The sequence below is a fragment of the Microvirga sp. BSC39 genome, assembly GCF_000739015.1.
In the GTDB taxonomy this organism is placed as follows: domain Bacteria; phylum Pseudomonadota; class Alphaproteobacteria; order Rhizobiales; family Beijerinckiaceae; genus Microvirga.
This window is the reverse complement of the sequence record NZ_JPUG01000060.1, coordinates 72,458-91,264: the sequence shown is the minus strand read 5'-3', so window position 1 is coordinate 91,264 and position 18,807 is coordinate 72,458. Positions and strand designations below refer to the sequence as shown.

20 protein-coding genes and 4 pseudogenes are annotated in these 18,807 nt (G+C 59.5%); 10 read left to right on the top strand and 14 right to left on the bottom strand.

Translation table 11 applies throughout. From position 1 onward, the window contains the following. Positions 1–5: 5 nt before the first annotated feature. On the bottom strand, positions 6–806 hold the full coding sequence (locus tag MA07_RS10530) for a glucose 1-dehydrogenase (protein WP_036350273.1): 801 nt from the start codon (positions 804–806) through the stop codon (positions 6–8). 301 nt (positions 807–1,107) lie between these two features. On the opposite strand from MA07_RS10530, the pseudogene MA07_RS10525 reads away from it, so the two are divergent. The 4 genes and pseudogenes from MA07_RS10525 to MA07_RS10515 all read left to right on the top strand — a co-directional run. Next, positions 1,108–1,781: pseudogene (locus MA07_RS10525) on the top strand (IS6 family transposase). A 397-nt stretch (positions 1,782–2,178) separates the two neighbouring features. Continuing rightward, positions 2,179–2,460 (top strand): hypothetical protein, encoded by a 282-nt coding sequence (locus tag MA07_RS10520; RefSeq protein ID WP_152568819.1) that lies wholly within the window; start codon positions 2,179–2,181, stop codon positions 2,458–2,460. Between the two features lie 246 nt (positions 2,461–2,706). Next, positions 2,707–2,856 carry a DUF1127 domain-containing protein gene (locus MA07_RS28900; RefSeq protein WP_081928904.1) on the top strand — a complete coding sequence of 50 codons (150 nt, stop codon included), beginning with the start codon at positions 2,707–2,709 and terminating at the stop codon, positions 2,854–2,856. Positions 2,857–3,414: 558 nt separating this feature from the next. Then, positions 3,415–3,918: pseudogene (locus tag MA07_RS10515) on the top strand (IS6 family transposase); the annotation flags it as partial. 69 nt (positions 3,919–3,987) lie between these two features. On the opposite strand, the gene MA07_RS10510 reads toward MA07_RS10515, so the two are convergent. From MA07_RS10510 to MA07_RS10495, 4 genes are all read right to left on the bottom strand, one after another. Continuing rightward, positions 3,988–4,809, bottom strand: coding sequence for a 3-keto-5-aminohexanoate cleavage protein (locus MA07_RS10510; RefSeq protein ID WP_036350266.1), 822 nt, complete (start codon positions 4,807–4,809; stop codon positions 3,988–3,990). Beyond that, positions 4,806–5,726, bottom strand: coding sequence for a 3-hydroxyacyl-CoA dehydrogenase NAD-binding domain-containing protein (locus tag MA07_RS10505; RefSeq protein ID WP_036350264.1), 921 nt, complete (start codon positions 5,724–5,726; stop codon positions 4,806–4,808). The genes MA07_RS10510 and MA07_RS10505 overlap by 4 nt, the downstream gene beginning before the upstream one ends. Before the next feature lie 68 nt (positions 5,727–5,794). Further along, the gene (locus tag MA07_RS10500; RefSeq protein WP_036350262.1) at positions 5,795–6,781 is read right to left on the bottom strand and encodes a tripartite tricarboxylate transporter substrate binding protein; all 987 of its coding nucleotides are present in this window, start codon (positions 6,779–6,781) and stop codon (positions 5,795–5,797) included. Between the two features lie 52 nt (positions 6,782–6,833). After that, entirely contained in the window at positions 6,834–8,540 is a 1,707-nt protein-coding gene (locus MA07_RS10495) for an IlvD/Edd family dehydratase (RefSeq protein WP_036350260.1), read from the bottom strand. Positions 8,541–8,640: 100 nt separating this feature from the next. On the opposite strand from MA07_RS10495, the gene MA07_RS10490 reads away from it, so the two are divergent. Continuing rightward, positions 8,641–9,282 (top strand): GntR family transcriptional regulator, encoded by a 642-nt coding sequence (locus MA07_RS10490; RefSeq protein WP_244445221.1) that lies wholly within the window; start codon positions 8,641–8,643, stop codon positions 9,280–9,282. Between the two features lie 80 nt (positions 9,283–9,362). Here the strand turns inward: MA07_RS10490 and MA07_RS28895 are convergent. Both MA07_RS28895 and MA07_RS10480 read right to left on the bottom strand, forming a co-directional pair. Next, a pseudogene (locus tag MA07_RS28895) lies at positions 9,363–10,071 on the bottom strand (IS6 family transposase). 73 nt (positions 10,072–10,144) lie between these two features. Beyond that, entirely contained in the window at positions 10,145–10,894 is a 750-nt protein-coding gene (locus tag MA07_RS10480; protein WP_036350255.1) for an SDR family NAD(P)-dependent oxidoreductase, read from the bottom strand. Between the two features lie 466 nt (positions 10,895–11,360). On the opposite strand from MA07_RS10480, the pseudogene MA07_RS28890 reads away from it, so the two are divergent. The 3 genes and pseudogenes from MA07_RS28890 to MA07_RS10465 all read left to right on the top strand — a co-directional run. Continuing rightward, positions 11,361–11,501: pseudogene (locus MA07_RS28890) on the top strand (ATP-binding cassette domain-containing protein); the annotation flags it as partial. Positions 11,502–11,632: 131 nt separating this feature from the next. Further along, complete coding sequence (locus MA07_RS10470) at positions 11,633–11,959, top strand: AI-2E family transporter (RefSeq protein WP_036350250.1); 327 nt, start codon at positions 11,633–11,635, stop codon at positions 11,957–11,959. A 27-nt stretch (positions 11,960–11,986) separates the two neighbouring features. Continuing rightward, on the top strand, positions 11,987–13,012 hold the full coding sequence (locus tag MA07_RS10465) for an aminoglycoside phosphotransferase family protein (RefSeq protein ID WP_052003045.1): 1,026 nt from the start codon (positions 11,987–11,989) through the stop codon (positions 13,010–13,012). 961 nt (positions 13,013–13,973) lie between these two features. Here MA07_RS10465 and MA07_RS10455 read toward each other — a convergent pair. The 4 genes from MA07_RS10455 to MA07_RS10445 all read right to left on the bottom strand — a co-directional run bounded on the left by MA07_RS10455 (position 13,974) and on the right by MA07_RS10445 (position 15,478). Further along, entirely contained in the window at positions 13,974–14,261 is a 288-nt protein-coding gene (locus MA07_RS10455; protein ID WP_036350241.1) for a hypothetical protein, read from the bottom strand. A gap of 257 nt (positions 14,262–14,518) precedes the next feature. Next, positions 14,519–14,746: a hypothetical protein gene (locus MA07_RS28885; protein WP_081928902.1), complete on the bottom strand. Its 228-nt coding sequence runs from the start codon at positions 14,744–14,746 to the stop codon at positions 14,519–14,521. Between the two features lie 138 nt (positions 14,747–14,884). Further along, a complete protein-coding gene (gene hfq, locus MA07_RS10450) occupies positions 14,885–15,127 on the bottom strand; it encodes an RNA chaperone Hfq (RefSeq protein ID WP_036350484.1) in 243 nt (80 codons plus the stop codon). A gap of 93 nt (positions 15,128–15,220) precedes the next feature. Beyond that, complete coding sequence (locus tag MA07_RS10445) at positions 15,221–15,478, bottom strand: hypothetical protein (RefSeq protein WP_036350229.1); 258 nt, start codon at positions 15,476–15,478, stop codon at positions 15,221–15,223. 115 nt (positions 15,479–15,593) lie between these two features. On the opposite strand from MA07_RS10445, the gene MA07_RS10440 reads away from it, so the two are divergent. After that, positions 15,594–15,875 (top strand): hypothetical protein, encoded by a 282-nt coding sequence (locus MA07_RS10440; RefSeq protein ID WP_036350218.1) that lies wholly within the window; start codon positions 15,594–15,596, stop codon positions 15,873–15,875. 213 nt (positions 15,876–16,088) lie between these two features. Here MA07_RS10440 and MA07_RS10435 read toward each other — a convergent pair whose 3' ends face one another. The 3 genes from MA07_RS10435 to MA07_RS10425 all read right to left on the bottom strand — a co-directional run bounded on the left by MA07_RS10435 (position 16,089) and on the right by MA07_RS10425 (position 17,921). Continuing rightward, positions 16,089–16,565 (bottom strand): hypothetical protein, encoded by a 477-nt coding sequence (locus MA07_RS10435; RefSeq protein WP_036350207.1) that lies wholly within the window; start codon positions 16,563–16,565, stop codon positions 16,089–16,091. 10 nt (positions 16,566–16,575) lie between these two features. Next, entirely contained in the window at positions 16,576–17,343 is a 768-nt protein-coding gene (locus tag MA07_RS27730; protein WP_052003044.1) for a response regulator transcription factor, read from the bottom strand. A 275-nt stretch (positions 17,344–17,618) separates the two neighbouring features. Beyond that, positions 17,619–17,921 carry a hypothetical protein gene (locus MA07_RS10425; protein WP_036350205.1) on the bottom strand — a complete coding sequence of 101 codons (303 nt, stop codon included), beginning with the start codon at positions 17,919–17,921 and terminating at the stop codon, positions 17,619–17,621. A gap of 365 nt (positions 17,922–18,286) precedes the next feature. On the opposite strand from MA07_RS10425, the gene MA07_RS10420 reads away from it, so the two are divergent. Continuing rightward, a complete protein-coding gene (locus MA07_RS10420) occupies positions 18,287–18,715 on the top strand; it encodes an SgcJ/EcaC family oxidoreductase (RefSeq protein WP_036350203.1) in 429 nt (142 codons plus the stop codon). Positions 18,716–18,807: the final 92 nt, after the last annotated feature.

Genomic DNA, 18,807 nt, shown 5'->3' with positions numbered 1-18,807 from the left:
GGCGGCTACCCGTTACCGGCAAAGCCCGGATACAGGGTCATGCCGCCATCGACGAAGAGCGTTGTGCCTGTGACATAGTCGCTCTCATCTGAGGCCAGCCACACGGCTGCCCGTGCGACATCTTCCGGTTCGCCGATGCGGCCATAGGGTATCAGCGTGAGCAGCTTTCGAAGCGCCTCCTCCGTCCCCCAGGCATCCTTGTTGATCGGGGTCCGGATTGCTCCTGGAGCGATGGAGTTTACCCGAATTCGCTCAGGGGCGACCTCCTGAGCCAGGCTCTTCATCATCAACATGATGCCACCCTTAGAAGCGGCATAGTTCACGTGCCCTGCCCAGGGGATCACCTCATGGACCGAGGACATGCAGATGATCTTGCCGCGAGCCTTCGATAGATCGTGCCGTTCGTCCTGGGCCAGGAACTGCCGCACAGCACCGCGGCAGGAGAGGAACTGCCCGGTCAAGTTGACGTCGATCACACGCTGCCAATCCTCAAGTGCGAGGTCTCGGAAGGGCGCATCCTTCTGGAGGCCAGAGTTCGCCACGAGAATTTCCAGCCGGCCGAATCGCTCGACGGTGGCGGCGATCATCTGCTCGACAGCACCCTCATCAGAGACATCAGCTTCAATGGCGAAGGCCTCGCCGCCGGATGCTCTGATGTCCGCCGCAATGGCCTCAGCCGCCTCACGGCCAGAGTGATAGTTAATCGCGACTTTGGCGCCGGCGGCCGCAAGCGCTTGCGCCACTGCGGCGCCGATGCCTGACGAGCCACCTGTCACCAGGGCCGATTGAGCTTTCAACAACGTCATGTCTCCTACACCTGCGCGCGGAACGATATTGAAACCGTTCGTGAACACGTCGAAGATCTGTTGGTTCCGGAGATCAATTATTCAAATTCGAGTGATGCCGTTTCTGCTTGCCAAAAGGGACAGGGGCGCCATCCAGACATCACCTAAGTGGACACCGCGAATGTCCGCCTTGGGTCGATGCTGTTGAAAACTCCGCTGGATGGGCTGCTGGGTGCCCGGGTCGCGCTTCTTACTGGCTGGAGTGAAGGTGGTGTTGTCACGTTAGCTCAGACATGAGATTGAGCGGTGTAGATGATCCGGCATGAGCAAGACCGTCAGCTACAAAAGCCATCGCTTTCCGCCTGAGATCATCGCCCATGCGGTGTGGTTGTACTTCCGATTTCCGCTGAGCCTGCGGCTAATCGAGGAGATGCTGCTCGAGCGTGGCATCGTCGTCTCCTATGAGACGGTCCGTCGCTGGGCGCTGAAGTTCGGACCCGCGTACGCTCGCCGTCTCAGGCGCAAGCCGCCAAGCCGCCGCGACATCTGGCATTTGGATGAGGTCGTGGTCACGATCTCTGGCCAGATACACTGGTTGTGGCAGGCGGTTGATCAGGACGGCTATGTGCTCGATGAGATCATCCAGACCCGCCGCAACACCACGGCAGCCAAGCGCCTGCTGAGGCACCTCTTGAAGAAGCAGGGCTGCCCACCCCGGTGGATGATCACCGATAAGCTCGGCTCCTACGCTGCCGCCCAGCGTCAGATCATGCCAGAAGTCGAACACCTCCCGCACAAGGGGCTCAACAATCGGGCAGAGAATTCGCATCTGCCGTTTCACCGGCGAGAACGGGCGAGGCAGGGCTTTCGATATCCCGAAGGGCTGCAGAGGTTGTCAACCTGTTTTCTGCGGGCCACAACCTTTTCATTCTACCCCGCTCCCGCCGCTCTGCCAGTGCGGCCCACCTTCACCGTCTCAACGCCATGGCGGAGTGAAAAGTCGCGGCGAATGTCGCTGCTTGAAGCCGTCATGCGGCCGAACTTGTCTCATTGCGTCCGATGCTGGTTAACGTGACAATACCGTCCAGAGCATTCCCCTCGACAGCTCCGCGTCGCGTTAGGCACCCTCGCATAGGAACACCACGCGATCTGGTCGAAGTCGTGCGGCCACTGGGCAGGAAAAAGCCCCGTCGGGATTTGTCTGAACGGGACTGAAGTCTACGGAGACAGTCAAGGGGTTGCGGGATTTGCCTCCGCATTGGGGCATGGGTGTGCCCTTTTGGCACACAATGGCACTAGGGCCCTGAAGCACGACAATGTGATGGCGTTAAAGCGCTATAGTGCGACAGCATCATTGCCGGGCCTTACCCGGTTCATGATCCAGGAGGGGAGCATGGGCGAGTGGAAAACGGTTTATGAGGACGAGGTCGAGGAGCGCTGGGTCACGCTCAAGGTCTATGACAGTGAGGATGATGGCGACGAAGATCCGGTCGTGCGCGTTACGGTAGCGCCTCTCGAGGATGCGGAGCAGGACGAGGGCAGGCGGGAGCCGGAAGCAGAAGACAACCCGATTACATTGGAGCCTGATCCCATTGAGGACCTTGAGGAGGAGCTGATCGAAATAGGCTTCAGCCCGGTGGCGGCGGCGTGGATCGTCAGCAAGGTCCCGGTATGAATTGCTCGGCAGCCGTAAACGAGGAGTAAACGCTCCACATCTGTTCCATGCTTAGTCTGCATGACAGGGCTGGGCTTAACTGGGTTTGTCATGAGCCGGGTGCGCTGTAGATGACCTCTCCTCCGCCGCGGCCTTTCTGTGGCGGGTTTCCTCCCAAAACTCGGCCACCCTCAAAGGTGGCCTTTTTTCTCACAGCCAGTGCGCGGCGCCTGTGCGCGTGCGCCGGCACATCATCGAGGTTGCGTTATGTTTTTATCAGTTGTTCTTTCAGGTCTTCGTCGCTGGTTGCGTGCTCGTGAAACCGCACGCCAGTTAAATGCCCTGTCTGATCGTGAGTTGTCGGACATCGGTATTGCCAGACACGACATCCCGCAGGTGGCACGCCAGAGCCACTGAAGCCCGAACCGAGTGCCGCTGCGACGGATGAGATTGGGTGAGAGCCAAGCGGCCACAGGGCTCACCCAAAGCGGCTCAATGACGGGCTTATGACGCTGCTGCAATAATCTTTGGCAGCCATCTTTCAAACTCCGCTTTAATTGGCTCTCGCAAGCCACACAGACTTCGGCAGCTTGGACTGTGCTGGCTTTACCGTCGTCACGTTCGTCCATCAGCGGCAGGTCCCCCGAGACCTGTGTCGCGTAAGGGAGAGTGACGCCTGACAAGATGAAGATGTTGCACATCTTCATCTGCCCGAGCCTGGCGATTTCCTCTGGCTCACACGGAAGAAGCGCTTCGCTCCATGCCGCGTATGTTGTGCGAGTTAATGTCTACCGATTGTCTATCTGAGTCGGACAGCATGGTGTGCAGGGCACGTTGCGTAACAGCCCGAACAGATACTTCGGGGCGTTGATCGATAGCCTCGGAGTTGAGAAGACATCGTCGGCCTAACCGAAGAGTGACGCGGATTAGGCTATTCATGAGGCATGGAACCGATCCGTGCCCCTCGTTTCCCGCCGCCATCGTCCGGCAGCTGGAGACAAATGGCACCTAGACGAGGTCGTGATCAGCATCGCGGGCAAGAAACATTGGCTCTGGCGTGCGGTCGACCAGCATGGGGTCGTGCTCGATATCCTGGTTCAGAGCCGCCGTATTGCGAAGGCGGCCAAGCGTCTGCTGCGCAAGCTGCTCAAGAAGCAAGGTATCGCTCCACGCGTGCTGATCACGGACAAACTGGCGAGCTACGCAGCTGCCAAGAGGGTCGAGATGCCTGGAGCGGAGCACCGGCAGCACAAAGGCTTGAACAATCGCGCTGAGAACTCTCATCAGCCAACCCGCCGACGCGAGCGCATCATGAAGTGCCTCAAGTCGGCCAGGCAGGCGCAGCACTTCCTCTCGGCTCACGATCAGGTTGCAAACCTCTTCCACCGTCCTGCAAACACCAACGCTGCTGATCGTCGCCGGGCGCGTGCTCGGGCCTTTCAGGGTTGGACTGAGGTGACTGACGTTGCGAGGGCCTGATCTGTTACTCCTAGATGGTAGACCTGTCTCAAGTCATTAAGTTGACTGCCCTCTGTTCCACGCCGGAAACTATCCTTCATGGGCGAACACGTGCCTAGCCTCCTCGGATGTTGCGACCGTGAGCCTCAATGATCTGGCCACATCCGCAACCCCGCGGACCAGAGCAGCATTGTCGGGCGCCAAGGTCCCATCCGGCAGGTGGAGGTTGTTTTCAAACCCAACACGAACATGGCCGCCCAAGCAGGCCGCTGTGATTGCGCAAGCCGCCTCACGGCAGCCGAACGCACAGAGGGACCACGGCAGGTCGAGAGCCCACGCGTTGAGGAAAGGCAGAATATCGTTCGGCGATGATTGCTGCCCCTGCGTGTAGCGCCCGAGGACGAACAACCCGCTTGCCCTGATGCGAGGAATAACCCCCCGATCCAGAAGGTCAGCAAACCGCCGCACGTCGTTCTCGTCATAGAGAATGTGCTGGACGAACACCCCACGCTCAGCCTGCTCCTTCAAGAACTGGGCGGCCGCAGTCTCGGACGCCATATCGGGAATGAGCTCGCGAACAGCGACGGAGAAGGCCTCCGGCTGAAGCGCCTGCATGGCGGCGATCTGCTGATCCGGCGTGTAGAGGCCAACCGCCTCAGTCGTCACCTGGACAATCAGATCGGAGCCTGCTTCCTTCCGGACGGCCGCAATGGCGGCCCGATACAAGTCTGGGTCAAGGGAATGCCGCCCGTCGGCATCTCGGACGTGCAGGTGGATCATCGAAGCCCCTGCCTCTTGGCAGCGGGCCGCCTCGACCCCGATCTCGGCTGGGGTGAGCGGGATAGCCGGATGATCAGCTTTGCCACGACGTGCCCCATTGGGAGCAACCGTGATGATCAGCGGGTCCATCATGGCTTTCCTGCAACTTCGGTCCGGGACTTCAGGATCTCGAGAAGGGCCCGGTCCCGCCGTTCTTCCAGTTCCTGTATCGAACGGTCGCCAGCCTCTTTAGCCACGCCTTCCACGATCTGTTTCTGCACCTCGGGGCTCAGCGGCGGATTTCCGAGGGAGGCCCATCGTCTGACCTGGCTTGGGCCCAAGTGGGAGAGGTAGTGCTCGATGCCGCCCGGGCCGCCGCCGAGATGATAGGTCATGTGCGGGCCCATGACGGCCCAGCGCAAGCCCGGCCCATTGCACAGGGCTGCGTCAATGTCAGCCACACTCGCCACGCCCTGCTCCACCAGGTAGACCGCTTCCCGGTAAAGGGCGGACGAGAGCCGGTTCGCGATGTGTCCCGGCATCTCCCGTCTCAGGATAACGGGCCGGCGACCCAGGGTCCGATAGAACTCGGCCGCCTGCTGAACAATGCTTTCATCCTCGCCGACGAGTTCCACGAGCGGAACAAGGTGTGGTGGATTGAAGGGATGCGCGACGATGAACCGGTGCGGTGTCTTGCACTCCGCAACGATACTGCTCCGCAGAAGGGCCGACGTGCTGCTGGCCACGATCACGCCCTCCCGCGCGAGCGCATCGATGTCAGCGAGCATCCGCCGCTTCAAGGCTTCGTCCTCCGGAACGTTCTCCTGGACGAAGTCAGCGGCACCCAGCACGTCAGTCAGATCACCTGAGAACCGAAGCTCGCCTTTCTCTCGAGTGCCGAGTTCCGAGAGTTGATCGAGGGCATGATCCACAAACGAATGCAGCTGCTCCTGGGCAGCTGGGCTCGGATCGTAGGCTGCCACGTCAAGACCATGGCCCAGAAAGAGAGCAGCCCAACTCGCGCCAACAGTTCCGCAGCCGATCACAGCCACCCGTTTGATCGTTGTCACCCTGAGATCTCCTGATGAAGCTGAGCGAACGCCCGCCGGCCTGTTCAGCCGGTGGGCTACTGACCTTTCTACTCGGCCGCCTTAACACCGGTGCTCTTGATGAGCTCAGACCATTTCTGCATCTCACTGTCGATCAGCCGAGACGCATCTTCGGGCGTTCCGGGCTTCGGCGTGATGCCCTGAACGCGCATGGCCTCAACGACCTTGGGTGCCTTGAGAGCCTTGACGATCTCCTGATTGAGCTTCTGCAGGATCGGCTCCGGGGTTCCGGCCGGTGCAAGTAGACCAAACCAAGAACCGACCTCGAACCCGCTCAAGCCCTGAGATGCCACTGTAGGTACACTTGGCATGAACTCGGACGGCTCCTGGGTGGTGACCCCCAGGGCCCGCAGTTTGTCTCCCTGCACATGGGGCAGGATGGACGGGATCGTGTCGAACATCACCTGCACATGCCCGCCGATCATGTCCGTCATCGCCGGCCCGCTGCCGCGGTATGGGGCATGCACGAGCTTGGTGCCGGCCATGGAATTGAACATCTCGCCGGCAAGGTGCTGGGGCGAACCGGCACCCGCTGACGCATAGGTGATCTTTCCGGGCTGCGCCTTTGCCAGGGCAATCAACTCCTGGACGGACTTGGCCTCGACAGCGGGGTTGACGACCAGCGCGAGCCCGACATTACCGGCCAAGGTGATGGGGGCGAAGCTCTTCTTGAGGTCGAAGCCGGGCTTGGCCTGCAGGCTCATGTTGATGGAGTGGCTGGTGAGCGCTCCCATCAGCAGGGTGTAGCCGTCGGGATCCGCACGTGAGACGGCCGCGGCTCCCAGGCTTCCGGCAGCGCCCGGTCGGTTCTCGACGATCACACGCTGCCCGATGGTGTTCGACATTTCCTCAGCAACGACGCGGCCGATGATGTCCGTCGCCCCGCCGGGTGCGTAGGGCACGACCAGCGTGATGGGACGGGTTGGGTAGTTCTCCTGGGCGAAGGCGCTGGTTCCGGCCGACATACCCGCTCCGACGAGAGCTGCGGCGCTGATAAGAAGCATTCTGCGAAGCATAGTGTTTCCTCCATGAGATTTGTTTTTGAGTTCGCCTGGGTCTTGCCGCCCATCAGCTGAAGTCGAAATCGCAGCCCTCGTCGGCCTGCAAAACGCTTTTGAGGTAAAGACCACGGTATCCGCGATGTTCCTCGGTAAGGTGGGCGGGTGGCTGCCATTCTTTGGCGCGGCGCTCCAGCTCATCCTCGTCGACCAGGAGCTCGAGACGGCGCTCGGGCACGTCCAACCGAATCTGGTCGCCATTCCGCACGAGGCCGAGAGGTCCGCCGGTAGCGGATTCCGGAGCAATGTGAAGAACGATCGTTCCAAAGGCGGTGCCGCTCATGCGTGCATCGGACATGCGCACCATGTCCTTCACCCCCGCCTGTGCAAGCTTCCTCGGGATCGGCAGGTAACCGGCCTCCGGCATGCCGGGAGCTCCTTTTGGCCCGGCATTGCGTAGAACCAGAATATCGTCCGCTGTCACATCGAGATCCGGATGATCGATCCGGGTCACCAGATCCTCGACCGACTCGAACACTACCGCCCGGCCGGTATGCTGAAGAAGCTCCGGCGATGCCGCCGAGTGCTTGATCACCGCTCCCAAGGGAGCCAGGTTCCCACGCAGGATTGCCATGGCGCCTGTGACTTTCAGGGGATTGTCCTGGCTTCGGATCGTCGTCTGTCCGGGCACGTCCTCGGCCGCATCAGCGATGGCTCCGATGGTCTCGCCTGTGATCGTGACAGCGTCCAAGGCGAGATGATCGCGCAGTTCCTGCATCAGGCGGGGAACACCGCCAGCCCAATGGAAGTGCTCCATGTACTGGGCGCCCGAGGGCTTTAGATCGACCAGAACGGGCACCTTGCGACCGATCTGGTCGAACTCCTCCAAATCGATCTTGATCCCACGGCGACGGGCAATGGCTGCCAGATGGACCAACCCGTTGGTCGAGCCGCCGATCGCCTGCAGCACGACCATAGCATTGCGGAAGGCCGCCTCAGTCAGCACCTCACTCGGGCGAATTCCGCTCTTCGCCAGCGAGACTGCTTGACGACCACTGGCCTCAGCCGCCCGGATCCGGTCTGCATGGGTGGCTGGAATCGAGCCGGTCCCCGGCAGGGCAATTCCCAGCGCCTCGACAAGGCAGCCCATGGTGCTGGCCGTGCCCATCACCATGCAGGTGCCCTGGGTCGGAGCCAAACGGCCGCTGACGACCTCCACTTCATCCTGGTCCATGGCCCCAGCCCGGTGGTGCCCCCAGAGACGGCGGCAGTCGGTGCAGGCGCCGAGCATCTCGCCCTTATGATAGCCGACGAGCATCGGTCCTGTGATCAGCTGGATCGCCGGCACATCGGCGCTAGCAGCGGCCATCAACTGGGCCGGCACGGTCTTGTCGCATCCGCCAATCAGCACCACCGCATCCATGGGCTGGGCGCGGATCATCTCCTCTGTGTCCATGGCCATGAGGTTGCGTAGGAACATGCTGGTTGGACTGGCGAAGGACTCGTGGATGGAGATCGTGGGGAACTCCATCGGGAGCCCACCCGCCAGCATGACGCCGCGCTTCACCGCCTCAATCAAGCGGGGCACATTGCCGTGGCAGGGATTGAAGTCGCTGAACGTGTTGGTGATGCCGACAATCGGCCGGTCCAGAGCGTCATCGGAGAAGCCGGCGGCTTTGATGAAGGCCTTGCGCAGGAACAGGGAGAAGCCTGGATCGCCGTAGCTGGTGAGATTGCGGCGCAGGCCCGACGGAGGTGATTTGGGATCATTACTCATGACGAGCGATCATTGACGTGTTATCAGGATTGTCAACAATAACGTCGAAGCTGACGGGGTCGAGATGGACAGTGTGGAGCGTCAGGCATCAGCAGCCCGCGTGAAGCAGGTGGCGAGTGCCCTTGAGGAGGAGATTGTCCTTGGGTGGTTGCAGCCGCGGGAAAGGCTAATCGAGGAGGACATCGCCTCCCGGTTTGAGGTCAAACGGCACGTGGTGCGAGAGGCGATTGCCGAACTTGAGCGTATGGGGCTGGTCGAGCGCGTGCAGAATAAGGGCGCGGCTGTGCGCATGCTGAGCCCGACCGAGGTTGGGCAGATCTATTCGGTACGAGAAGCTTTGGAGACCTTGGCGGCACAACAGATTCCATTACCACCTCGGCCAGAGACGATCAGCGCATTAACGAAAATCCAGGGGCAGCACGCCGCTGCTGTTGAGCGGGGAGACTCTCGGGCCGCCTTTCGGGCGAATATGGCCTTCCACAACGCGCTCTTTGGTGCCTGTGGCAACCCGCATCTGGTCGAGATCATCCAGAGCCTTGCCCAGAAGGTCCATGGCGCACGATCCTACACGGCGGCAAGTCCCGTGCATCTCGCCCGGGCAAGAGACGACCATTGGGCCATGATCGAAGCCCTTAAAGCATCTGATCGGGAGAAGTTGGTTCAGCTTTGCCGGGAGCACCTCAGCCCGTCACGTGACACCTACATCGCCTCTCTGGAGCAGCGGTTCGGCAAAGCCGGGTAATGCTCTCAGGCAGAATTCTCAGCCTGGACGGCACTGTCAGTTGTCAGAGAAGGATACGCGGACCCTGGCTTGAGGCTGGATCAGGCGACAGTCCCGACGCCGGTTATCTCAGGCCAGGCCTGGAACGCCCGAGCACGGGCACGGCGATGATCAGCGGCATTGGAGTGGGTAGAGCGGCAAAGAGATTTGCTACTTGATCGTGAACCGAGAGAAAGCGTTGGGCCTGACCGGCTGGCTGACTTGAAGCACTTCATGATGCGCTCGCGTCGTCGGGTCGGCTAATGGTTGTTTTCCGCTCGATTGTTTAAGACCTTATGCTGCCGATGCTCGACGCCGGGCATGACTTCTCGCTTAGCCGCGCCGTAGCTCGCGAGCTTGTCCGTGATCATTACGCGAGGAGCCATGCCCTGCTTCTTGAGAAGCTTGCGCAGCAGACGCTTGGCGGCTGTGGCATTGCGCCGGCTCTGGACCGAGATGTCGAGCACGGCCCCGTGCTGATCCACGGCGCGCTAGAGCCAGTGCTTCCGGCCCGCGATGCTGATCACCACCTCATCGAGGTGCGATTTGTCCGGGTGCGGGCAGACATCTGCGGATCCGGTTAGCAAAGTTCTAACCGAACTTCAGCGCCCACTGCCGCACCGTCTCCTAGCTGACTAGGATTCCTCGGGCGGCGAGCATCTCCTCGACCATGCACAGGCTGAGTGGAAACCGGAAGTACAACCAGACGGCAATGATCACCTCAGCCGGAAAGCGGTGGCGGGCATAGCGAGGATGACGGGTGTTCTTTATCCCTCACACATGCCTCAATCCAGTCACCCCCTGGTTAAGCTGACGGCGCCTCTCTGCAAATTTCTCCCTCCGCTCAATAGGTTGCGCGTCCACCCGAGATATCGAAGACGCCGCCGGTCGTGAAGGAACACTCCTCGCTTACAAGCCAGCAGATCAGGGCCGTCACCTCTTCCACTGTTCCGAAGCGTCCAATGGGGATCTTTGAGAGCATGTAGTCAATATGCGCCTGAGTCATCTGGTCGAAGATCGGCGTGCGGACGGCAGCCGGCGTGACGCAGTTCACAGTGATGTTGTTCTTCGCCAACTCCTTGCCAAGGGATTTTGTCAGGCCGATCACGGCAGCCTTAGAAGCGCTATAAGCTGAGGCATTCGGATTACCCTCCTTACCGGCGACGGAGGCCACATTGACGATGCGGCCGTAGCCGCCTGCAAGCATCGAAGGCACCACTGCGCGGTTGCAATAGAATAGTCCGTTCAGGTTCACTTCGATCACCTGACGCCAGGCGTCGACGGGATATTCCGCGACCGTGGTGTTCGGCCCCGTAATACCGGCGCTCGCAACGAGGATGTCGATGCCGCCGAGAGCCGCGAGAGTTTCATCGCGCGCCCTCTCGACAGCTTGCGGGTCGGTGATATCGACCCGTATCGTTGTGACACCTGCTCCGATACTGTCCCCAGCTAAGGCAAGGGCGTCCTCGCTCATGTCCCAAACGGCGACCTGAGCCCCTTCGAGGGCTAGCCTGGCGCTTACGCCAAGGCCGATGCCCGACGCTCCACCGGTGACGATTGCCTTACGTCCTTTGAACCGCCTGCTGCCGCTCATATCTCTCTCCCCTGCACCGGCTCAAGCTTCGAACCGACCGCCCAATTCGTCCTCGATGTGGATGACTTCATCGAAGCTCTTTTCCGCTTGGAAGTCTAAGCTCTCAGATAACTAAGAAAGTATTCAGTATCCGGCGCGCGAAGGTCTGAGTTTAACCTGAACTCGTCGGCGATCCTATGTTGCACGAGGCGCTCGCTCCATTGCGGAAAGCAGAACATGGCGTCAGCGACCCTGCTTGAACTAGGCGCTTGATCTTGCCCTAATACTCCTAAAATATCCCAGGCTATAAGATGTAAGCGCACGTCAGATGCGCAGCCGAAAATAGCAGGAATACGGAGGAAGTGAATGGTTCGACGCCGATCTTCCGTCGCGGCGCATATTACGCCTGCTGCCCAACCACATGGGCTCTCTTGCATTCTGTCTGGCAACACAGCCGATCAAACGATCAACAGGGAGCGGGCATCACATGGCTTCTGTTGAGATCAGGGATGTCAGAAAAGCCTACGGCTCGCAACAAGTCATCCACGGTGTCTCAATCGACATCCAAGATGGCGAGTTCGTCATCCTGGTAGGTCCGTCGGGCTGCGGAAAATCCACGCTCCTGAGGGGGGACGTCGCATTAACGGCGAATACTGCCCTGTACTCGTCAAGGAAAAAACTCGCACCGAGGGAGATCAACGACTTGGGCTGTGCAGAAGCTGACCTTGACGGGCAGCCCAACGGCTATACTCAGTTAATGTGACATCCCCGAGCCTGCTGTGGACCGTCGGATGGATATTGACGATCCAGCAGATTGAGGAAAACGTCATCACGCCGTTTATCCAGAAGCGGGCGGTAGCAATACCGCCCGTGGTGGTGCTGTTCGCCATTGGGGTGTTCGGTCTGTTGTTTGGTTTGCCCGGCGTCTTCCTTGCGGTGCCGCTGGCGGTCGATGACGTCCTGCTCCCCGGCACTCTTCAATCCGCGCGATCCGTAAACCTCACTGGAAGCAGGGGTCGATCAGCTAAGCCCTCTCTCTGTACCAGCGTCCGATATCGCCGAACAAACTGGAGCAGGGTTGAATAGGTATTCGGACAGTACCATCCATGACGGATGGAAAAGCGAATTGAACTCACAAACGCAATCGGCCAGGTACTACAGCAGGTTACACACGCGCCAGCACAAGACATTCACATAGAGGGCAAGCCCCTGCGGGGCGGCATCGAGGCTTCTGGTGTCACCCTGGTGACGGTGCGCTACCGCAACCATTCGCGCCGTCAGCAGATGTTCCGCCTTGTCGCGAAGCATCTGACGGGCCGCCCGGCGCGTGAGGCTGCCGTCTATCAACGTATTGTGGCCGCGTACGCCCGAGACCTGGCTCCGCAGCTTCTGGCGGTCGAGGGAACCGGTTCCGGCGACATCCTCCTGCTGATCGAGGCGGTGCGCCGGACAACCGCCTGGCCGTGGCGTAGTCTCGAAGCAGGAGAGGAGTTACTGGCCCGCCTGGCGGACTTTCACACGGCGGCGGCAGGGGCGACGGCGCTTGTTCCCGAATGGGACTATGAAGCAGAGCTCCAGGCTGTCGCAGAGCTGACACGGACAACCCTGGAACAATGCCGCAGCGATCCCGACCTGGCGGTTCTTGCGCGGGACCTGCCTGCTCTCGACCGACTGGTCCGCGCCCTCCCTGCTCACAGGAAGCAGCTGCTGTCCGAACGCCCCTTTGGCTCTCGCCCCATCCATGGCGACCTCCACCCGGGGAATGTCATGTTGAGCCGCCGAGGTGGCCAGGATACGCCGATCCTGCTCGATTGGGGCCGCGCGCGCGTTTCATCCCCCCTAGAGGATGTCAGCTCCTGGCTGCAGTCGGTCAGCTACTGGGAACCGGAGGGGCGGCGCCGCCATGACACGTTGCTTGCAGCCTACCTGTCGGCACTGGGTATGGACCGGAGGCTGACAGACTCACTGCGGGCCGCGTACTGGATGGCTGCAGCCTCGAATGCACTGTCAGGTGCTTTGCTCCATCATCTCTCCATCGCGAGGAACTGCGGCCGATCCTCGCCGCAGCGCACTGCCGCGACCAAAGCAGCCCGCGACGCGCTCCGCGTTGTCCGCCGGGCCGACGCGTGGTGGAGTTGACGCCGTGCCGCTCGGTCGCGCTCCGTATCCCGGAAGCAGGTCGGAGCCCGCCGGATCACTCACCCTTGGTCTTAGACCCATAATCGCCGGCGCCAATGGCGGCAGTTGCACTGGACTTGGGGCAATGTTTTTGTGGGTAGCCCAGCTAGGTGGCGAGAACCATTGGATCATCATCCAGGTGGTGTCGAGGGTCTGAATTGCGGCTTTCGCCAAGAAGCCGTGTTCAGCTCCTCTGGGAAGTACCCCGCCATCTTGGGCGTGGCCAGGCCCCACAAGGCGGCGACATCCTCGCGGCCGTCAGCCATCTGGATCTCGTGCAAGGACTGCTCGAAAGCGGCGTAGTCATCCGGCCCGATCTCGACCGTTCCGGCGTGCTGATGCACCCCCGCGGCAGAGGCAGAGGCCGCGCCTCCCGAGGCAGACGCGCCGGCACCGGGGTGTGCGCCTCGCACTGGGGACGCGAGGCCGCCGAGCGCGGAGCGCTGCATCGGCCATGGGGCTCTGTTGCATTAAGCTGTCAAGCCACAGGATGTAGTAGCTGTTGATGAGAGCAATGGCGCTACGGATTGTGTCTCCCGAAGTTAATGCAACAGTGCCGGTGCGGGACGGTCTTCCAACATCCGCACGGCTTTCCAGACCGAGTTGACAACCTTCTGAATGGGACTAAGCGGCATTTTGGTCATGATCGATACGCCCCCTATAAGGTCGTCCGCCTGCGGGTGAAATACCAAACCGCAGCAGCGATCACGACCGCCAGCAGAAGGACCCACCACCAATCAGCAAGACTGCCCACAGGCGCTGCCGCTGCGTCGCTAGGAGGCGTTGCTGGGGTGGTTGTCTGAGCCAGAACCAACGAGAATGAAGGGGCAAACAGGGCAGTCCCTGCGAGTGAGATGGATAGAACATCGCGCATGTGTTCCTCCTTGGGTTTCTTCCCAATGAGAGGCGGAAGGTCACGGAGCTAATGACGGAGCGCAATCCGATCCATCAGAAGCTGTAACTCGGCCAGCCTCTGAACATAGGGAGCGCGTTCTCTCTGATAGCGCTCTGCAAGTTGGGCAGCGAACCGCATCTTGATGGCCTCGGGGCCTCCCCATCCCTGAAGCTGCTCCTGATCACTGTGGTAGCGAAGCTCGATATCCGCCAGTGCCGCCAGGGTGCTCTGTAGCTGGGGCAGCAAGTTGGCTGGATACGAGGGGCATTGCATCGACGCGGCAGAAGCCAGTCGCGCGGTAGAGGTACGCGGCATTGAACACCCTCCCTCTTCTCAGAACAGAGGGGAGCATAGCAGCATTCGCGCCAGGGAGAAGCCACATATCCGGGGTAGATCGACAAAAAATCAGAATTTAGGGACTTTGGCAGAGCCGTTTTAATCACGCATTCAGGTTGAAGTCGGAATCGAGAATACCGCGTTCTTGCCGGAAGTTGACGAGAACTGAGAGTAGGCAATCCGTGGGGCGGATTTTCCTTTTTTAGGCTGTCTAAGCTGATTGATTTTCAGAGGGATCACGTGTGGGCAGGGTGCTCCTCGACAAGCGTTCCGATCAGGCGCAGCAATTCCTGCTGTTCTGGACCAGCGCCGCGACTCAGGAAGGTGGCGATATCCTCATGGACCACTTGTCCTCCTGAAGCCAGATTGGCTTCAGGATGGATGAACACAGCCCCTGAAGGGTCTGCAATCAGGTACAAACGGTCACTGCTTGGGCTTTCGTAGAGCTTACGCGCCTTCTTCATGCGGGCTCCTCTCGGTTTGACATCATACGTGCGCTGTACCGAATTCCAGCAGACGATAGGAAGTTTACACAAATTGGTCGAACGGTTCTTTGAGATGACCTGATCCGCATCCTCAACAGGGTTTAGGATGGGGCTTTCTCACGCGATTGAAGCTGGGTCTATCAGTTGGATTGGCTCTGCTGGGTTAATCGCAGAAATTGCATGCTTATAAATGACCTGCGTCCCACCGCCCCGGTCAAGCCGGATTGTGAAGTTGTCGAACGATCTGATCTGACCCTGTAGCCTGATCCCATTCGCCAGAAAGATAGTCACTTCTAATCTGTGATCCCGAAGGTGCTTCAGGAAGAGGTCTTGGAGGCTTGAGGTGCTCTGTAAGGGCAATTTCCTGTTCCTGACGAAGGATGACTGCACCAGAACACTTCAACGCTGTCAAAGAAATTGGGTCGCAGCACCCATAATCGCCCTCTCTGGGAATTAGAGTTCCTGCTGAACGACGTTCTGCCCATCAAGATAGGCTTGGATAATGCCGCTATCCTCCTCTCGTGAGAGGACATCCAGAGAGCTTGATGCCCCACGAGCAATGATCTTCCCTTCCTCCAGATGGACGTGACCCGCGCTCACCACTGTGGCTGGTGCAGACTGAGCCATGTGGGAGTGCTGCATGAATTCGGGAAAGAGCAGCGGTAGCAACTCGCCGCCGTCAAGTCGGAGCATAACATACTTCATAGGCATCAGGCTCTCCCATTGAAGCTGTAACGATAGCCTCCCTACCTTAAATAGGAGCCCTCCCGGAAATAGCGGATGCTTGTATCCATACGGGCCGCTCTATCACAGAAAGGATATTCCTATGTTTGAGAAGAAGCAGAGCTATACACCCGCAGAAGCCCAGCGAGCCTACGAGCAACTGGCTCAGCTTGTCGCGAAGAAGACCATGAATCCACGACAGGCCGGTGCCTATCGGAGGCACATCGCAAGCCGCGTTCAGGTCACGTTGAAGCCGTCTTACACCGCACAGTCGGCACGACGAGCCAAGGCCGAGATCGTGAAGCTGACCGAAGCTGGGACGGTGACCATTAAGTCGGCCGCGGCGTACCGAGCACACATTACCAAGCGCACTCGGGCAGCTTGATTCCGGGAGCTTACGCTCCTGATCGGGCGACTGCCCTGGGTGCTATGAGCAGTCTACTGGCTCGATAACGCGGCATATATCTCGCGCAATGTTGTGCCGATCCTGTTCTGAGCTTGAGCCTGCATCCCTGCCTGAAGATCGTCACGGCGCGGCGATTGAGAGGCAACGAAGAGATGGTAAGTCAGGGCTGTCAGTTAGATGGGCGTCAGGCGGCTATTTCTTCCGCCTAAATAAAGTGGCGAGCAGACCACCCTGCTTATTGGCAGGCTCTGGCTCGACATCGACCGGAGTTTCCTCCGACCTTATCCCTGCTTCAGGTATTTGCTCGATCTCGGGTCCGGAGCGGACATCGAGTTCAGCCGAAAGAGGGTCATCCGCCTCCTGGCCGATTACTTTTTGTGCTTCCGGTGCCGTCGGCAGCGGCTCGCTGGCCATGCTCTGTTCTGCGGTCGAGAGGACCTCAATCCGGCCTGGAAAGTCAGTCGGACATTCATAGCGGACGAAATCCTGGAAACCACGCCTGATTGGGTGCTCCCGGTCGAGAATGACCTCATGCATGACATCGACCACGAAGAAGCGCCCTTCACAAGTGGTGACATCAACCCGACTGACCGTACCCTCGCAGAAGCTCCGCGTTGGGTAAGGTGGGTGGAAGTGGACACGCACCTGATCCCCAACGGCAATCTTCATCACTGATGTCTCAGACATTCAGGTCAGACACCCCTGTTCTCGGCAGGCGCTGAGAAGCCCACATCGCAGCCTGGGTGCGATTGGACGCTCCGATCTTGCGCAGGATAGCCTTGACGTGGACTTTGATGGTCGCCTCGGTGATGTCGAGCTTGCGGGCGATAACCTTGTTCGGCTCTCCTTTCGTCAAGCAGCCCAGGATTTCCGCCTCCCGCGCCGAGAGCTTGCAGGCCGTCAGTTCAGACAGCTTCGACTCTGCCACGCAATCACCCTGAACCGGTTGATTGCCGGCTGGGAGAGCCCTCTCCATGAGGGATCGCACCGCCTTGACGGGCAGAATGCTCTCCCCGAGCATGACCAGTTCCAGTGAGTTGATTAGCACCTCAGGGCCACTGGCGGTGAGGCAGAAGCCGTTCACGCCTGCCTTATGGGCCGTCCGCACGAAGCTGAGGTCGAACTGATCCGCCAGAGCAACGATCCGGGTCTCTGGAGACTGCTCTCTTACCTGCCTGATTACCTCCAGCACACGACCGGTGTTCTGGCTGGCTTCGATGATCACCAGAGCCGTGTTGAGAGCACAATACTGAAGGCTCTTTGGACCAGTGACAGATGCGGCCTCGGCAACTGCAAAGAGCGTAACCCGCAGGATGTGCAGAAGTCCTGAGCGCAGAAGGGGGTTGTCGCAGATCAGAGCGGTTGGAATGGCTGGCGAAAGACTGCGAGAAGGCGGAACAATGACAGACGGGTTGTTGTGAACAAGCGTGAGCGTCTGCGCAGTCATCACTGCCCCCTGTTTAGCCTTCCGAGTTAATCAAAAGTAAACAAGGAGCGGAAAGTCTGTCTGTCCGAATCCCGACAAACCGTTCTCAGCTAAAAGTCCTATGCTGTTCTTCCAATCACATCTATGTGAACAAGCTCGACTTAGGCGACGTAACCTCTGAACGTTGCCTCAACGCTAACGAGCAATACCAGACAGCAGGCAACAGAAAGCGCCGCTTCAGGCACTTCAAGGTTCCGGTCCGGACCTATAAATGAGCCGAGAAAGCGAAAGTGCTGTCAGCCCGTTGCCTGAAGATCGTGCGGCGTCGCTGACGCGAGGTGGCTTTGGAGTTCGGCAATCAGGGTTACGTAGGGCTGACGCCGCTCGCGGTGCCGCCGCTTCAGATTGTCGATGATCTGTCTCTTCAGCGCAGGGTCAGTCCTGCCGCGCTCAACCCGCTGCATCTCATGCTGGTGCTCAAAGTCGAGATTGGACAGGGTCCGTGACGTGCTCTGCCACAGGGCGCGAAGATCGAACGGCTGCTCCGCACCAATGATCAGGCGGTCCAGTGCAGAGGAGACTTGCTGGTGGTTCTGCATTGTGGCCCCAATGAATTGGGCTGAGCCGCACCCTTGCTCAGGTGCTTAAGCTCAGCCCATGCCCATTCTGAAGAAACGGTTCATCCCTAAACAGTCCTAATTCAGCATTCTTTAGTCATGCAGCGGCTCTCACCCAGCTCAAAATGAGAACTCAGGCGGGTGTCAGCCCGTGCAGTCAGGAGGTTTGCTGAAGACGCGCCGGGGAATACTGAACAATGCACCCTGCGTCTGTCTGAAAGCCGACAGAGAGGATAACTCTTTCGTATATGTCAGCTTGCCGCAGCAGGATAATGCCCTGTCCTGGCAACGGTTGTACAATAAAAGCCCTGGTGTGTGGAGTTCATGCTTGATCGAGGGAGGAAGCCATGCGTATCCACGCCATTGTTACCGCCACCTGTCTATGCCTCTCAGTCCCCGCCGTGGCACAGGACAAGGCAACCATTCAGAGCCTGAACGACAAGTTTGCCCAAGCCTTCAATGCGGGCGATGCGGCAGGAGTTGCCGCCCTGTACACCGAGGAGGCCGTCATCCTGCCGCCTGGGGCCGAGATGATGAAGGGCAGGACTGCCATTGAGGCGTTCTGGAAGGGTGCTGCGGAGCAGCTTGGCAATGGCAAGCTGGCCACTGTTGAGGTGAAGCCGCTTGGGAGCGACAGAGCCCTTGAGATTGGCACCTTCTCGTTCCGGACAAAAGCATCACAGCCGCAGGAGATTACCGGCAAGTATGTGGTGGTCTGGGAGAAAGTCGGAAATGATTGGAAACTCTCTACTGATATTTGGAATATAAACAAGTAGTTCTTCCAAGCAGCTACAAGCCGAGGGTTCTTTCATGCCTAAGGCTCACGACACTTGGCGAATTTGAAGTAGAAGAGCTTAACCCGTCCGCC

Bases quoted from the DNA above. Each gene is read 5' to 3' on its own strand.
- MA07_RS10530 (WP_036350273.1), bottom strand. From the start codon at position 806: ATGACGTTGTTGAAAGCTCAATCGGCCCTGGTGACAGGTGGCTCGTCA.
- MA07_RS10495 (WP_036350260.1), bottom strand. From the start codon at position 8,540: ATGAGTAATGATCCCAAATCACCTCCGTCGGGCCTGCGCCGCAATCTC.
- MA07_RS10445 (WP_036350229.1), bottom strand. From the start codon at position 15,478: ATGCCTATGAAGTATGTTATGCTCCGACTTGACGGCGGCGAGTTGCTA.
- MA07_RS10425 (WP_036350205.1), bottom strand. From the start codon at position 17,921: ATGCAGAACCACCAGCAAGTCTCCTCTGCACTGGACCGCCTGATCATT.
- MA07_RS28900 (WP_081928904.1), top strand. From the start codon at position 2,707: ATGTTTTTATCAGTTGTTCTTTCAGGTCTTCGTCGCTGGTTGCGTGCT.
- MA07_RS27730 (WP_052003044.1), bottom strand. From the start codon at position 17,343: ATGACTGCGCAGACGCTCACGCTTGTTCACAACAACCCGTCTGTCATT.
- MA07_RS10440 (WP_036350218.1), top strand. From the start codon at position 15,594: ATGTTTGAGAAGAAGCAGAGCTATACACCCGCAGAAGCCCAGCGAGCC.
- MA07_RS10420 (WP_036350203.1), top strand. From the start codon at position 18,287: ATGCGTATCCACGCCATTGTTACCGCCACCTGTCTATGCCTCTCAGTC.
- MA07_RS10455 (WP_036350241.1), bottom strand. From the start codon at position 14,261: ATGCCGCGTACCTCTACCGCGCGACTGGCTTCTGCCGCGTCGATGCAA.
- MA07_RS10520 (WP_152568819.1), top strand. From the start codon at position 2,179: ATGGGCGAGTGGAAAACGGTTTATGAGGACGAGGTCGAGGAGCGCTGG.
- MA07_RS10465 (WP_052003045.1), top strand. From the start codon at position 11,987: ATGGAAAAGCGAATTGAACTCACAAACGCAATCGGCCAGGTACTACAG.
- MA07_RS10480 (WP_036350255.1), bottom strand. From the start codon at position 10,894: ATGAGCGGCAGCAGGCGGTTCAAAGGACGTAAGGCAATCGTCACCGGT.
- MA07_RS28885 (WP_081928902.1), bottom strand. From the start codon at position 14,746: ATGAAGAAGGCGCGTAAGCTCTACGAAAGCCCAAGCAGTGACCGTTTG.
- MA07_RS10435 (WP_036350207.1), bottom strand. From the start codon at position 16,565: ATGAAGATTGCCGTTGGGGATCAGGTGCGTGTCCACTTCCACCCACCT.
- MA07_RS10500 (WP_036350262.1), bottom strand. From the start codon at position 6,781: ATGCTTCGCAGAATGCTTCTTATCAGCGCCGCAGCTCTCGTCGGAGCG.
- MA07_RS10510 (WP_036350266.1), bottom strand. From the start codon at position 4,809: ATGATGGACCCGCTGATCATCACGGTTGCTCCCAATGGGGCACGTCGT.